This is a genomic window from Ideonella sp., from assembly GCF_041287625.1.
Taxonomy (GTDB): Bacteria; Pseudomonadota; Gammaproteobacteria; order Burkholderiales; family Burkholderiaceae_C; genus Ideonella.
The window spans coordinates 1-14,302 of record NZ_JBGGNH010000001.1; the positions used below are offsets into that span (position 1 = coordinate 1).

13 protein-coding genes are annotated in these 14,302 nt (G+C 67.3%); 6 read left to right on the plus strand and 7 right to left on the minus strand.

Annotated features, from left to right (window positions below):
* Positions 1–77: 77 nt before the first annotated feature.
* The 4 genes from ACAH41_RS00005 to ACAH41_RS00020 all read left to right on the plus strand — a co-directional run bounded on the left by ACAH41_RS00005 (position 78) and on the right by ACAH41_RS00020 (position 3,351).
* Entirely contained in the window at positions 78–506 is a 429-nt protein-coding gene (locus tag ACAH41_RS00005) for a biopolymer transporter ExbD (protein ID WP_325651938.1), read from the plus strand.
* Positions 507–601: 95 nt separating this feature from the next.
* Positions 602–1,024 carry a biopolymer transporter ExbD gene (locus ACAH41_RS00010; RefSeq protein WP_325651940.1) on the plus strand — a complete coding sequence of 141 codons (423 nt, stop codon included), beginning with the start codon at positions 602–604 and terminating at the stop codon, positions 1,022–1,024.
* Between the two features lie 181 nt (positions 1,025–1,205).
* On the plus strand, positions 1,206–2,411 hold the full coding sequence (locus ACAH41_RS00015; protein WP_325651942.1) for a hypothetical protein: 1,206 nt from the start codon (positions 1,206–1,208) through the stop codon (positions 2,409–2,411).
* Complete coding sequence (locus ACAH41_RS00020) at positions 2,404–3,351, plus strand: MBL fold metallo-hydrolase (RefSeq protein WP_325651944.1); 948 nt, start codon at positions 2,404–2,406, stop codon at positions 3,349–3,351. The genes ACAH41_RS00015 and ACAH41_RS00020 overlap by 8 nt, the downstream gene beginning before the upstream one ends.
* A 21-nt stretch (positions 3,352–3,372) precedes the next feature.
* On the opposite strand, the gene eda is transcribed toward ACAH41_RS00020, so the two are convergent.
* The 3 genes from eda to ACAH41_RS00035 all read right to left on the minus strand — a co-directional run bounded on the left by eda (position 3,373) and on the right by ACAH41_RS00035 (position 6,724).
* Complete coding sequence (gene eda / locus ACAH41_RS00025; protein ID WP_325651984.1) at positions 3,373–3,996, minus strand: bifunctional 4-hydroxy-2-oxoglutarate aldolase/2-dehydro-3-deoxy-phosphogluconate aldolase; 624 nt, start codon at positions 3,994–3,996, stop codon at positions 3,373–3,375.
* 61 nt (positions 3,997–4,057) lie between these two features.
* A complete protein-coding gene (gene edd / locus ACAH41_RS00030; protein ID WP_325651946.1) occupies positions 4,058–5,887 on the minus strand; it encodes a phosphogluconate dehydratase in 1,830 nt (609 codons plus the stop codon).
* A 219-nt stretch (positions 5,888–6,106) separates the two neighbouring features.
* Entirely contained in the window at positions 6,107–6,724 is a 618-nt protein-coding gene (locus ACAH41_RS00035; RefSeq protein WP_325651948.1) for a nucleotidyltransferase family protein, read from the minus strand.
* A gap of 161 nt (positions 6,725–6,885) precedes the next feature.
* Between ACAH41_RS00035 and pdxH the strand changes: the two genes are divergently transcribed.
* Positions 6,886–7,521 (plus strand): pyridoxamine 5'-phosphate oxidase, encoded by a 636-nt coding sequence (gene pdxH / locus ACAH41_RS00040; protein WP_325651950.1) that lies wholly within the window; start codon positions 6,886–6,888, stop codon positions 7,519–7,521.
* Between the two features lie 190 nt (positions 7,522–7,711).
* Here pdxH and ACAH41_RS00045 read toward each other — a convergent pair whose 3' ends face one another.
* The 4 genes from ACAH41_RS00045 to ACAH41_RS00060 form a co-directional block, all read right to left on the minus strand.
* Entirely contained in the window at positions 7,712–9,721 is a 2,010-nt protein-coding gene (locus ACAH41_RS00045) for a TonB-dependent receptor domain-containing protein (protein ID WP_325651951.1), read from the minus strand.
* A gap of 334 nt (positions 9,722–10,055) precedes the next feature.
* A complete protein-coding gene (locus ACAH41_RS00050; RefSeq protein WP_325651953.1) occupies positions 10,056–10,457 on the minus strand; it encodes a hypothetical protein in 402 nt (133 codons plus the stop codon).
* 6 nt (positions 10,458–10,463) lie between these two features.
* Positions 10,464–11,015, minus strand: a complete 552-nt coding sequence (gene msrA / locus ACAH41_RS00055) for a peptide-methionine (S)-S-oxide reductase MsrA (RefSeq protein ID WP_325651955.1) — start codon at positions 11,013–11,015, stop codon at positions 10,464–10,466.
* Between the two features lie 444 nt (positions 11,016–11,459).
* Complete coding sequence (locus tag ACAH41_RS00060) at positions 11,460–13,034, minus strand: UbiD family decarboxylase domain-containing protein (RefSeq protein WP_325651957.1); 1,575 nt, start codon at positions 13,032–13,034, stop codon at positions 11,460–11,462.
* Positions 13,035–13,296: 262 nt separating this feature from the next.
* Between ACAH41_RS00060 and ACAH41_RS00065 the strand changes: the two genes are divergently transcribed.
* The gene (locus ACAH41_RS00065; protein ID WP_325651959.1) at positions 13,297–14,274 is read left to right on the plus strand and encodes a lytic transglycosylase domain-containing protein; all 978 of its coding nucleotides are present in this window, start codon (positions 13,297–13,299) and stop codon (positions 14,272–14,274) included.
* The last annotated feature ends 28 nt before the right edge of the window (positions 14,275–14,302 follow it).

Here is a 14,302-nt window from a genome sequence, read left to right on the forward strand (position 1 = left end):
AGGTCCGCGCGTTCTCGGGCGACCTGCACAACGTGCTCCTCGCCGGCAAAAAGTAAACAGCTGGAACGGAGTTCGTCATGTCGATGACCGTAGGCGCCGCCGACGAAGGCGAAGAGCAGATGAACTCCAGCATCAACACCACCCCGCTGGTGGATGTGATGCTGGTGCTGCTGATCATTTTCCTGATCACGATTCCCGTGGTCACGCAGTCGGTCAACCTGACGCTGCCCAAGGAAATCAACGTGCCCACCACGACCAAGCCGGAGAACATCCTGCTGGCGGTGACCAAGGATGGCGACGTGTACTGGTCGACCAAGCGCATTCCGGACCAGCAGACGCTGGTGGACATGCTCAAGAAAGAGTCGATCAAGGACCCGCAGCCCGAGGTGCACATCCGTGGCGACGCGAACGTGCGCTATGAGTCGGTGGGCAAGCTGATCGTGGCCTGCCAGCGTGCGGGCATTGCCAAGGTGGGGTTCATCACCGAACCGCCGCCCAAAGGTTAGCCCCCACCTGACGCTGCGCGCCAGGCCCCCCGAGGGGGCGTCAAGCTGCCTTGGGGCGGCCCGGCAGCAGCTTGAAAAAATCAAGGAAACAGACCATGGCCATGAGCGTAGGGTCGTCTGACGACGACATGATGGTGGAGATGAACACCACACCGCTGATCGACGTGATGTTGGTGCTGCTGATCATGTTCATCATCACCATCCCGGTGCAGACGCACGCGGTGAAGATGAACATGCCGCAGAACAGCGCGAGCCAGCCGCCCCCAAAGCCGCCGGAGATCGTGCGCATCGACGTCGACTTCGACGGTACGATTTTCTGGAATAGCGAGCCGGTGCCCACCCGGGCGGACCTGCAGGCGCGGCTGTACCGGTTGGCGCAGCTGCCGGACCAACCCGAGGTGCACCTGCGGCCCAACAAGCTGGTGACCTACAAGCACGTTGCAATGGTGATGGCTGAGGCCCAGCGCCTGGGTGTCACCAAGATCGGCATCATCGGCAACGAACAGTTCATGGACTGACCGGAGACTCGGCCAGCCCTGCACCACAAGCACCTTCCGCCCGCCCGGCTGCCTTCGCAAAGGCGGGCCCGGCGTGCCAGACCATCGGGGCTCATCCGTCAGCGGATCGAACCCCGATGGCGTTTCTGGCTCTCACCCTTCATCGAGCACTTTTCGAGACCCTCCCGGGTCCCCGTACACCATGACCAAGCTGCGCGTTCTTGCCGCCTCCCTGCTGATGGCTGGCTGCCTCACCACCGCTTACGCCCAGGCGCTGCGCCCGGAAGTGGCCAAGCCGCTGCAACAAGCCGGCGACATGCTGAAGGCCGGCAAAGCCAAGGAAGCGCTGGCCAAGGTGCGGGATGCCGACAGCGTCGCCAACAAGAATCCCCAAGAGCAGCTGATGGTGGACCGCATGCGCGGTGCAGCGGCCCAGCGCGCTGGCGACAATGCCACCGCTGCGCGCTCGTTTGAAGCCGCCATCGCTTCGGGCAAGCTGTCTCAAGCCGATCAGGCCCAGATGGCTGAATCCATCGCCTTTGCCTACTCCCAGCTGAAAGACAACGCGAAGGCCGGCCAGTGGGCGCAGAAGGCTGTTTCGCTGGGCGGCAACAGCCCGCAGCTGAAGCAGCTTCAGGCCTATCTGCAGGGCCAGAGTGGCGACTACAACGCGATTGCCAAGGACGCCGCCGCTGCGGTGTCCGCCGCCGAGCAAGGCGGTCGCAAGCCCGACGAAGGCGACCTGCTGCGCCTGGCCGACGCCTACCAGCACACCAACAACGCGGCAGGCCAGAGCGCCGTGCTCGAGAAGCTGCTGACCTACTATCCTAAGAAGGAATACTGGGCGGCTGCACTGGGCCGACTGCCGCGCAAACCAGGCTTCTCGAATGACCGCTACTCGCTGGACCTGCTGCGCCTGCGCCTGGCCACCGGCAACCTGACCAAGGCTGACGACTACATGGAAATGGCCCAGCTCGCGCTGCAGGCCGGCTTCCCGAGCGAAGGCAAGATGGTGGTCGAAAAAGGCATTGCTGCCGGCGTGCTCGGCACCGGCCCGGAAGCCGCGCGCCACAAGCGCCTGGAAGACCTGGCCATCAAGTCGGAAGCCGAAGCCAAGGCCGGGCTGGACAAGGACGTTGCCGAGGCCAGGGACGGCAATGCGATGGTGCTGGTTGGCACCCAACTGGTGTCTTTCGGCCAGACCGACAAAGGCATTGCGCTGATCGAACAAGGCATTGCCAAGGACCAGCTGAAGCGGCCGGACGACGCCAAGCTTCGCCTTGGCTTGGCATTGCTGCACAGTGGCAAGAACAAGGCCAAGGCCACTCAGACGCTGCGCAGCGTGCAAGGCACCGACGGCGCGGCCGACATCGCCCGCATGTGGGCCCTGCTGGGCACCGGTGCCTGATTTCCTGCAAGACCTCGGCCACGGCGTTTACGCCGTGGACACCGGGTTCCAGCGGCCGAATTTCGACGCCGCCTACCTGATCGTCGATGATGGCCGTGCGGCCTTCATCGACACCGGCACCGGCTACGCCGTGCCGCGCCTGCTGGCTTCGCTGCAGGCACTGGACCTGACGCCCGCGCAGGTCGACTGGGTCATTCCAACCCATGTGCACCTGGACCATGCGGGCGGCGTTGGCCAACTGATGCAGCAATTGCCCAATGCAGCGCTGTTGGTGCATCCGCGCGGACTGCGCCACATGCTCGATCCCGGCGCGCTGTACCAGGGTGCGCGCGCGGTCTACGGCCAGGCCGAGATGGACCGCTGGTACGGGCAACTGGTGCCTGTGCCTGCGGCGCGTGCCCAGCCCAGTTCGGACGGCCAGGCCATCAGGCTGGGCCAGCGCACGCTGACCTTGATCGACACGCCCGGCCACGCCCGCCATCACCATTGCATTTGGGACCCGGTCTCGCGCGGCTGGTTCACCGGCGACAGCTTCGGCATCTCCTACCGCGAGCTGGATGTGAATGGCCTGCCCTGGACCTTGCCGACCACAACGCCAGTGCAATTCGAGCCCGATGCAGCCCGCAACACGATTGCCCGGCTGATGGCCGCGCAGCCCGAGCGCGTCTACCTCACGCATTACGGCGCGCTGAGCCCGGTGGCACCGCTGGCCGAAGCGCTGCTGCGCCTGCTGGACGAGGTTGAGGCGCTTGGCCTGGCCCTGCGCGATCACCCGACGCGCCATGCCGCGCTGAGCAGCGCGCTGCTGGCGCTCTACCAGCGCGACCTGCGCGCGGCTGGCAGCACGATGGCACCCGAGCGGGTGGCGGAACTGCTGGCCCTGGACGTTGAACTCAACGCCCAGGGCATGGCTTGCTGGCTGGACCGGCCGGGCACCTAAGGACAGGTTGCCGGCAGCAGCTCAGCGCGCCAGCGCCGAGGCTTCTTGCGCCAGACGCGTGATGCGCGCCCAGTCGCCGGCCTTCACCGCATCAGCCGGCGTCAGCCAGGAACCGCCGCAGACCTTCACGTTGGGCAGCGCCAGGAAGTCGGGGGCGGTCTGCAGGCTGATGCCGCCGGTGGGGCAGAACACGACATCCGGGAACGGACCGGCCAGCGCCTTCAGCATCGGAATGCCGCCGGCCGCGGTGGCCGGGAAGAACTTGAGGAAGCGCAGGCCATCGGCCTGGGCCATCATCACTTCGCTGGCGGTGGCCACACCCGGCAGCAAAGGCAGCGCGAGTTCGCGGCAGGCCGCGCCGACTTCCGGGGTGTAACCAGGGCTGACACCAAACACCGCGCCGGCCGCTTTGGCCGCGCGCGCATCGTCCGCACTGCGGATGGTGCCGGCGCCGACGATGGCGCCCGGCACGGCCTTGACCATGGCCTCGATGGCCTGCAAAGCGACGGGCGTGCGCAAGGTCACTTCCAGCACCTTCACGCCGCCGGCCACCAGCGCTTGCGCCAGCGGCACCGCATCAGCCAGGTTGTCGATCACGATCACCGGGATGACGGGGCCTTGGGCGGCCAGGTCCAGCGTGTTCATCATGGGGAATTTCCTCTGGGTGAGTCTTCGATGGGTTCTGGGACGAGATGCGTCGGCGGCTTCACAGCCAGGTACAGGCGCCCTCTTCGGCCGTGCGCACATTGCGCCGCATGCCGGCAAACAGCTCGCGGCCGAGGTCATGGGCATGCAGCTCGGCGAGTGCGTCGCCGCGCTGCGCGGGCACGCGGGCGGCCCATTCTTCGGCCGGCACCAGGGCTTCCAGCGTGCCGGCCACGGCGTCCAGGCGCAACAGGTCGCCGTCGCGCACCTTGCCCAGCGGGCCACCGGCCAGCGCTTCGGGGCTGACGTGGATGGCGGCCGGCACCTTGCCGGATGCGCCGCTCATGCGGCCATCGGTCACCAGTGCAACCTGGAAGCCCTTGCCTTGCAGCACGGCCAGTGGCGGCGTGAGCTTGTGCAGTTCCGGCATGCCGTTGGCATGCGGGCCCTGGAAGCGCACGACGGCGATCAGGTCGCGCTCCAGCAGGCCATTCTTGAAGGCTTCGAGCAGGGCTTCCTGGCTGTCGAACACGACCGCAGGCGCCTCGATGATGTGGCGGTCTTCCGGCACCGCCGAGACCTTGATCACCGAACGGCCCAGGTTGCCGGACAGCAGCTTCAGCCCTCCGGTCACGGAGAACGGCGACAGGACGCCGCGCAGCACGGTTTCGTCCCCGCTGGCGGCTGGCAGTTCCTGCCAATGCAGGGCCCCTGCTTCATCCAGCAAGGGCAAGCGACCGGATGCGGCCATGCCGTCGGCATCGACCGTGGGCGCATCGCCATGCATCAGCCCGGCCTGCACCAACTCGCGGATCACAAACGCCGGGCCACCGGCGGCCTGGAACTGGTTCACGTCGGCTGCGCCGTTGGGATAGACCCGCGCCAGCAGCGGGATCACGCCGGAGAGTTCGGAGAAGTCGGTCCAGTCGATCAGGATGCCGGCGGCGCGCGCCACGGCGACCCAGTGGATCAGGTGGTTGGTCGAACCGCCGGTGGCCAGCAGCGCGATCATCGCGTTGACGATGCAGCGTTCATCAACCTGGTGGCCGATCGGCAGTTCACGTTGGCGCAGCGCCAGCACGCGGCTCACCGCGTCTTCGGTCAAGGCCTTGCGCAGCGGTGTATTCGGCGGCACAAACGCAGCGCCGGGCACGTGCAGCCCCATCGCTTCCAGCAGCATCTGGTTGGAATTGGCAGTGCCGTAAAAGGTGCACGTCCCAGGGCTGTGATACGCAGCCTGCTCGGCTTGCAACAGTTCGGCACGGCCGACCAGGCCTTGCGCGGCCTGCTCGCGCACCTTGGCCTTGGCGCTGTTCGACAACCCCGAGCCCATGGGGCCGGCCGGCACGAACACGCAAGGCAAGTGGCCGAAGTGCAGCGCGCCGATCAGCAGGCCCGGCACGATCTTGTCGCAGATGCCCAGCAGCAACGCGGCGTCGAAGGTGTCGTGCGTCAACGCGATCGCGGTGCTCATCGCGATGGTGTCGCGCGAGAACAGCGAAAGCTCCATGCCCGCGTAGCCTTGCGTCACACCATCGCACATTGCCGGCACGCCGCCGGCGACCTGCGCACTGGCGCCAAGTTTCATCGCGGTTTCGCGGATCAGCGCCGGGTAACCTTCGTACGGCTGGTGCGCCGACAGGATGTCGTTGTACGAGGTGACGATGCCGATGTTGGGCGCCTTCTCGGCGACGATGCGCAGCTTCTCGTTGGCCGAAGCGCCGGCCACCGCATGCGCCACGTTGGCGCAGCCCAGGCGGTCCACGCCGCGTGGGCGCTTGCGCAAGGCGTCAATGCGGGCAAGGTAGGCGCTGCGCAGCGATGCGCTGCGCTTGCGGATGCGGTCCGTGACGGCCGCAATGACAGGATGCAGTGAAGTTTCAGAAGTCATGGGCGATGGCTGATCCAGGACAGAAGAAGGATTGGCTGCAGGCGGCGCCTGGCGTGCAGGCCGAGTGGCGGCACGATGTAACCTTGGTTTTGATTATCAAGTAACTTGATTACATGGTCAAACCAGGGCCGCGCACAGGCAGGTCGCCAGCGAAGCATGCATCGCGAGCGCGCAAGGATGCGGTTTCCATGCCCCGGACGCGGGCAATGCGCGCTGGCCTCAGCCTGCGGCGAGATTGGCGCGCTGGTGCCAGCGGGCCCGCAGGCTGGCCAGGTCGTCCTCGGTGTCCATGTCCTGCAGCACGCCCGGGTCCTCAACATCGACCGGATGCGCCGGATAGCGCGCCACCAGCCGGCGGGCACCCTCTTCGCCACTGAGGCGCATCAGCTCGGAAAACAGCTCGGCGCCAAAGCCGACAGGATGGCCGCGCTGCCCGCGCAGCTGGGCATAGGCCACGGCATGGTGGGACAGCGCGTTGGCCACTGCGAGCAAGGTCAGCGGCTGCACCATCGGCATGTCGGCCGGCAGCATCAGCCAGCCAGCCGCGCCTGAACGCGCGGCCACACCGGCAGCAATCGAGTCGCCCATGCCGCCAGGCGCTGGGCCGGTGCCGTGGCCCAGCACCACCACGTCACGTTTGGCCACCAGGCCGGCCGCCTCGTCGGCAAAGGCAGGCGTGGTGACCACGACCACCGGCAGCCCGGTGGCAATCGCATTGCGCACGGTGTGGCTGAGGATGGAGTGGCTGCCCAGCGGCTCAGCCAGCTTGTGGCGCGGCCCCAGGTAGCGGGAGCCGCGGCCGGCGCCCAGCACCACCACGGCAGGAAGGGATTTCATGACAGGAAGGAGGCGACAGTTGCCCAACAAGACCGACCCCAAGGATGTAAGCCTTGCCGTCCCCGGGCCAGTGGGAGCTTCACTTAAGGCCTCACCCTAGCGCAAGCTGGCCGTTGGCGGAATCGGCCATTGGAAAGAAGCGCCACGCATACACTTTACCGATGAGTGATCTCGCCAAATTGCGCAAGAGTTACGAGCTTGCCGAATTCGATGAAGACCAGGCGGCCGACGCACCGCTGCCGCAGTTCCAGCAGTGGCTGCAGGCGGCGCTGGACGGGGGCGTGCCCGAGCCGAACGCGATGACGCTGGCAACGGTGGGCGCAGATGGCAGGCCCTCGACCCGCATCGTGCTGATCAAGGGCGCGGACGCGCGCGGGCTGGTCTGGTTCACCAACTACGACAGCCGCAAGGGCCAGGAACTGGCACTGCATCCGTTTGCCGCGCTGCAGTTCCATTGGGTGACGCAGGAGCGCGTGGTGCGCGTCGAGGGCCGGGTCGAGAAAGTCAGCGCCGAGGAGTCGGACGCCTATTTCCAGTCCCGGCCGCTGGACTCGCGCCTGGGTGCCTGGGCTTCGCCACAAAGCCAGGTGATCAGCTCACGCGCGGTGCTGGTGGCCAACGCAGCCAAGGCCGCGCTGACCCACGGCCTGCAGCCCGCGCGGCCACCCCACTGGGGCGGCTACCGCCTGGTGCCGGACTGCTGGGAGTTCTGGCAGGGCCGCAAGTCTCGCCTGCATGATCGCCTGCGATACAGGATGGTCGACGGCCAGTGGCAACGCGAACGCCTCGCACCATAGGAATGGGGCACCCGGTCTCGCGGGATACCCGAGACCACCCGCCGGGCGGGTGCGCAGGCCGCTTGGGGCGGCCCGGCGCTGGCCTGCTGAATGGGGCACCCGGTCTCGCGGGATACGCGAGATCACCCGCCGGGCGGGTGCGCAGGCCGCTTGGGGCGGCCCGGCGCTGGCCTGCTTGGCCGCGCCGCGATCAGAACCTGACGCGCACCCCCGCCGAGGCCGACCGGCCCGGCAGCGGCGCCAGCTCGCGCATGGTCTGGATCGAGCTGGCGCTGTAGGCCAGCGTGTTGCCCAGGTTGTCCAGCTTCAGGAACCACAGCGCGTCGGTGTTGGCGCCCCATGCCTGCTTGTAGCTGGCCGACAGGCTGAGCAGCGTGTAGCCGGGCGTGCGCACATCGCTCGCGGGCACCCGGTTCTGCTCGACTGCGTGGCGGACCTGGGCACCGAGCTGCCAGTTGCCCTGGCTGGCGTCCAGGCCCAGCGTCACGCGCAGCGGTGCGATGCGCGGCAGCGCCTCGCCGGTGTCGCGGTTTTCGCCGCGTGTCATGTCCAGGCCACTGCTCAGGTCCAGCTGCCAGCCACCCAGCCGGGCAAAACGCGTGTGGCCTTCGAGCTCCACGCCCCAGAGCTGCGCCCGCACGCCGCGGAACACGTACTCGGGAGAGTCGCCACCGGGCTCGCCGGCCTCGTCCACCTGCCGGCCCGAGGCTTCCAGCGAGATGAAGTTGGCAAAGCGCATGCCGAACAGCTGCAGGCTCGCGGTGTCGGCACCCTGGGTCCAGTTCAGGCCCAGGTCGGCATGCGTGCTGCGCTCCAGGCCCAGGCTGGCATTGCCGCGTTCATAGGAAGCGGTGGCCACGTGCAGGCCGTTGGCGAACAGTTCGTAATAAGCCGGTGCGCGCTGGGTGTTGCCAAACGACGCGCTGACGGACCAATCTGGAGCGAGCGGCCACGTGCCGGACACCGAGGCGCTCAGCGGCGTGAAGTCGCGGCTGGTGGCCGCACCGAAGCGGTTGCCCACCTGGCCTTCGGCATCCGGCTGATCGCCCTCGGAATGCACGGTGGCGCGCTCGGCACGCAGGCCCAGGCTGAGCTTGCCACCCACGGCATTGAGCTCTTCCAGCGCGAACAGCGCGGCATTGCGGCTGCGGGTGTTGGGCACAAAAGCCTCCTCACCCAGCGCCGAGAAGTTCAGCGTTTCCGCCTGCAGGCCGATCACGCCCTGCGCACCGCTGCCAAACAGGCCGCGATGGCGCGCTTCCAGCCGCAGGTCGTTGCCGCTGCTGTCGAATGTGGTGCCCACTTCACCTGTGCCTTCGACTTCCTGGTGGCGGTAGTCGGTGTGGCCATAGCGGAAGGTCAGCTGCTCGAAACCCAGCGCATCAAGCTCATGTGCGCCGGCCAGGCTGAAACGGTCGCGTTTCATGTGGATGGTCACGTCCGGCTCGACGGTCACGCCATAGACATTTCGGTACGTGTCCAGCGAAGCGCCCAGGTAGCCGGCAGCGTTTGCAAAAGACGCGCCGATGGCGCCGCCTTCGGTCTCGGCAGCGGAATTGCGCACCCTGGTGCTCGACTCACCGGCCTCGCCGTCTTCCACTGGCGTGAAGCGCGGCACGCGCAAGTCGTCGGTCTTGCGCTTGAAGCCGTCCAGATGCCAGTTGAAGCCGCCCTGCCCGCCTTCCAGCAAGCCGGACGCGGACTTCTCGCTCGCGGCACCACCGGCGCGCAGTTCGACCCTGCCGCCCAGCCCGTCCAGCGCGGTGGTAGGAATGCGGTTGTCGATGGTGTTGACCACGCCGCCGGTGGCATTGCCGCCGTACAGCAGCGAGGCCGGGCCGCGCAGCACTTCGACCCGCTCGACCACCAGCGGGTCCAGCGCCACCGCGTGGTCGAAGCTGAGGTTGGATGCGTCGACCGAAGCACCGGCGTTGTCCAGCAGGCGAACGCGATCCCCGTCCAGCCCGCGGATCGTCGGCCTGTTGCTGTTCGGGCCGTACCAGCTGGCAGACACGCCAGGCAGGCCGTCCAGCGTTTCGCCCAGCGTGGGTGCCAGGCGCAGCGTCAGCTTGTCGCCCGTCAGCACACTGGCCGGCTGCACCGAATCGCCACCCAGCGGGTTGCCGGTGATCACAACCTGGGCGGCAGGCGCCCCGGCTGTCGCGGTGCCGGCCAGGTTCGGCGTCGGATTGGCAGCCACGGTTTGGGCCTGGGCAGCGGAAAGCCCGGCCAGGGCCAGCAGCGCGGCCTGGTTCAGTCTGGCAAGAGGCCAAGCAAGAGGCCAAGGGCGGGAAGAAGGCGTGGCAACAGGAGAAGAAGTGGGCAGCAACATTGGGAATCCATGGCCCGCCCCACCAGGCCGCATGGGGCGATGGTGACGGGCAAGTCGAATCAGGTGCACGCGGGACTGGCGTGCAGGCGGCCGCTCGACGTTCCATGCGCAGCGATGCATGCACGCCAGCGCCCGCGTCTAGGCGCAGGACGGCATGCGCATCGGCCATGCGCAGATCGGAACGGAGCGGAAGGGGCTGGCGTCAGGCCAGCAAGGGTGGCGCGCGGGCCTGGTAGGGCTGCTCAAGCCGCCCATGCAGGGCAACCGCAGCCCATGTCGCGAGCCTCGGCGGCCGCGGTGTGTCGGCCGACAAGGCCAGCGTGACCTGCGGCAGCAGGTCGGCATGCAGCAACTGGTCCAGCAGCTGGCAGTCGGCATGGCCGGCTGCGTGGGACCAGAGCGTTGCACCCAGCGAAGTGGCTTCCGTCGCGGCCACCGCCTTGGCAACCAAGGCCTGCCGAGCGGCCCCGCGCGGCAAGCCGTTGCCGTGCTGCAGGCTGTGCAGCGTGCCCAGGGTCTGGGCACACAGCAGTGCAAACGCCAGTGCCAGCGCCGCCGGCCAGCTGAGCCGGACCGACGTTGGCCAGAAGCGCCTGCGAGTCATCTGCAATCAGCCACGCACCAGGCGTGTGAAGCTGCGCCGGAATTTCTCGACCTTGGGCGCCACCACGTAGGCGCAATAGCCCTCGCCCGGGTGGTTGGCGAAGTAGTGCTGGTGGTAGTCCTCGGCCGGCCAGAAGCGCTTGAGCGGCTGCAGTTCGGTGACCACCGGTTTGTCTGCCGCCTGCCGCACTTCGGCCAGCACCTCGCGGCAGACTGGCAACTGGCCTTCGTCGTTCACATAGATGCCGGAGCGGTACTGGGTGCCCACGTCATTGCCCTGGCGGTTCAGCGTGGTCGGGTCGTGGATCACGAAGAAGACTTCCAGCAACTCGCGCAGGCTGACCTGGGCTGGGTCGAAGCGCAGTTGCACCACCTCGGCATGGCCGGTCGTGCCGGCGCAGACCTGCTCGTAGCTGGGATCGTCCACCCGCCCGTTGGCATAGCCGGACTGAACGGACAGCACGCCCTGGACCTGTTCGTAAACACCTTCGAGACACCAGAAGCATCCCCCCGCGAGCGTGATCAGTTGGGGCGCGCTCGCATCAGCGTTTGCAGGCATGGGGGACATGGAGGAAGAGACAAAGGCGGCGGTCATGGCGGGTCCTGTGGTGGCGTAACGCGCACACCCGAAGCGGTGCGGCGAAACCGGCGCAGGTCTGCATTCTGACGGGCTGTGGGGCCCGCCGCGCCGGCTCCCCCTTATCTGAAGCCGCTGGCAGCCGACGCAAGCCCCGGTGCAGGAGCCGACATTGGAGCCCATCAAGACGAAGACCCCCGGCCCGTTGCCGGCCCGGAGGTCTTGTGGACGGCATTCGCCATCCAGCGAGGATCGGGCGAGAAATGGGCCCGGGCCTCAAAGACGCCGCGATGGCGTCTTCATGAAGTACCTCAGTGAAGAGGCGGGTTCAGATTAGCGCCAAGGGGGCGCCAGCGCAAGCGCGTATCCCTGCCCCGATGGCGTCCTTTCGTGATGGCTTGCACAGCACCCTCAGCTGGCCGATGCTCACAGGTTGAGCTGGTCAAACAAGGCCTTCATGCGGGCTTGAACCGCGTCGTCCATCGCAATGACACGGCCCCATTCGCGGCTGGTTTCACCTGGCCATTTGTGGGTCGCGTCCAGCCCCATCTTGCCGCCCAGGCCGCTGACGGGCGAAGCGAAGTCGAGGTAGTCGATTGGCGTCTGCTCGACCAGCGTCGTGTCGCGCACCGGGTCCATGCGGGTGGTGATCGCCCACATCACGTCCTGCCAGTTGCGGATGTCCACGTCGTCGTCGGTCACGACGATGAACTTGGTGTACATGAACTGGCGCAGGAAGCTCCACAGGCCGAACATCAGCCGCTTCGCGTGGCCCGGGTAGGCCTTGCGGATGGAGATCAGCGCCATGCGGTAGCTGCAGCCTTCGGGCGGCAGGTAGAAGTCGACGATCTCCGGAAACTGCTTTTGCAGCAGCGGCACGAACACTTCATTCAGTGCCACGCCCAGCACGGCCGGCTCGTCCGGCGGCTTGCCGGTGTAGGTCGAGTGGTAGATGGGGTCGCGCCGGTGCGTCAACCGGTCGATGCGGAAGACTGGAAACCAGTCCTGCTCGTTGTAGTAGCCGGTGTGGTCGCCATACGGGCCCTCCAGCGCGTGCAGGTAGCCGCCGAGTTCCTTCACCGGCACGCCGTGTTCGCTGTGGCCGGTGAAGCCAGCGGGCGCGGTCGGGATGTGCCCTTCCAGCACCATCTCGGCCCGCGCCGGCACCTGCAGCTTCAGGTCGCCCTCGCCCACGCTGCTGTCGGCCAGCTCGGTGCGGCCGCCGCGCAGCAGGCCGGCGAACTGGTATTCGGACAGGCTGTCCGGCACCGGCGTGACGGCGCCCAGCGTGGTCGCCGGGTCGGCGCCCAGCGCTACGGCGATGGGAAACGGCTGACCTCGGTTGACGCGCGCAAAGTCGCGGAAGTCCAGTGCGCCACCACGGTGCGCCAGCCAACGCATGATGACCTCGTTGCGGCCGATCACCTGCTGACGGTAGATGCCCAGGTTTTGCCGCAGCCTCGGCTGCGGCACGTTGCGCGGCCCGCGGGTGATCACCAAGCCCCAGGTGATCAAGGGCGCAGCGTCACCAGGCCAGCAGAACTGGATCGGCCAACGGCCCAGGTCCACTTCGGCGCCCTGCAGCACCACTTCCTGGCAAGGCGGCGAGCTGACCTTGGCCGGCTTCATGTCCCACACGGCCTTGGCCATGTCCCACAACTTGCCGGCTTCCCTGAGGCTTTTAGGGGGGTCCGGCTCTTTCAGAGCCGCCAGCAGCCGGCCAACGTCGCGAAGTTCGCCCACCGCTTCAGCACCCATCCCCCACGCCACGCGCTGGGGCGTGCCGAACAGATTGGCAAGCACCGGCACGTTCGGCGCTGAATGCGGCGCTATCGAGGCAAAAGCAGGCTGCTCGAAGAGCAATGCAGGTCCGCCGGCCTGCAGGACCTGATCGGCCAAGGCCGTCATTTCGAGGTGTGGCGACACAGGCGCCTGCACCCGCTTGAGCGCACCGCGTGACTCCAAAGCGCCCATGAAGCCGCGAAGATCCCGGTATTTCATATTGTTTCGTTATAAGGACTTAAGTCCTTATGGTTGACTGGTTATTTCGCCTGCCTACAATTCGCAGCATCAACCAATCCAGGCCTGCCCGCGCACTCTCTCAGAGGCGCCCTGAACAGGCGGCCGTTCGGTCAAGTTTGCGATGCTGGCGTGCACATCTGCACCGGCCCGACTTGGCAATCGATTATCGCCACCCTCAGCATCCCTGATCGGCTTCCTGCCGCAGACGCTGCGACGCGTGGCGCCCGAGGAAAGGATGGACATGTCTGAACCTTCATGGTGGCAGCGCATGGCCGACGCAGGACGCCGCAGTGCCGGTGTGTTCCTGCGCGACGTGGGTCATGGCCTGCTAGAGGTCAGCCACAACGTGTTGGCCCTGGTCGGCTTGCTGGTGCTTGCCGCCATTGTCTTCACGCTCAGCCGTGCCGACTTGCGCAGCGCGACCGAGCAACGCATGTACGACTGGCTGCAGGCGCGCAATACCGCGCGCAATGCACCGGCCGAAACCGATTTCATCGCCATGCCGGACGATCCGGACGCGGGCAACCTGGCCCGCGCCCTGGCGATGGACCCGGCCACGCTGAACCGCCAGCAGGCGGTGGTCACGACCTGGCTGTCGCGCCGCTACCGCGTGGCGCCGGAGCCCGTCGCCCGCCTGGTGCAGGAAGCCTGGCATGTGGGCCAGCGCGCCCAGCTGGACCCGACGTTGATCCTGGCGATCGTCGCGATCGAATCCAGCTTCAACCCGTTTGCGCAAAGCCCGGTGGGCGCGCAAGGATTGATGCAGGTCATGACCGGCGTGCACAACCAGAAATACGAGGCCTTCGGCGGCAAGCTGACGGCGTTTGATCCGGTGACCAACCTGCGCGTGGGCGTGCAGGTGCTGAAAGAATGCATCAGCCGCGGCGGCGGCCTGGAAGCCGGCCTGCGTTTCTACGTGGGTGCCGGCAACCAGGAAGAAGACGGCGGGTATGCCGGCAAGGTGCTGGCCGAACAGCGCCACCTGCTGCGCGTGGCCGCCGGCCAGAGCGTGCCGGTGACGGTGCAGAACGCTGTCATCACCGCGTCGAACAACGGCGGCCCCGTGCTGTCGGTCGCCCCGGGGGCTGTCACCCCGCTGGCGCCGGCGCTGCCGGCCTCAATGCCTGCCGCTGCATTGCCAGGCCACCCGGAAGTGACTGGACCGTCTGCGGCGGCTGAGCCTCCGGCGGGCCGCGCACAGGTCGCGTTGGCCAGCTGAACAGGATGCATGCAGCCTGCGGCCGCCT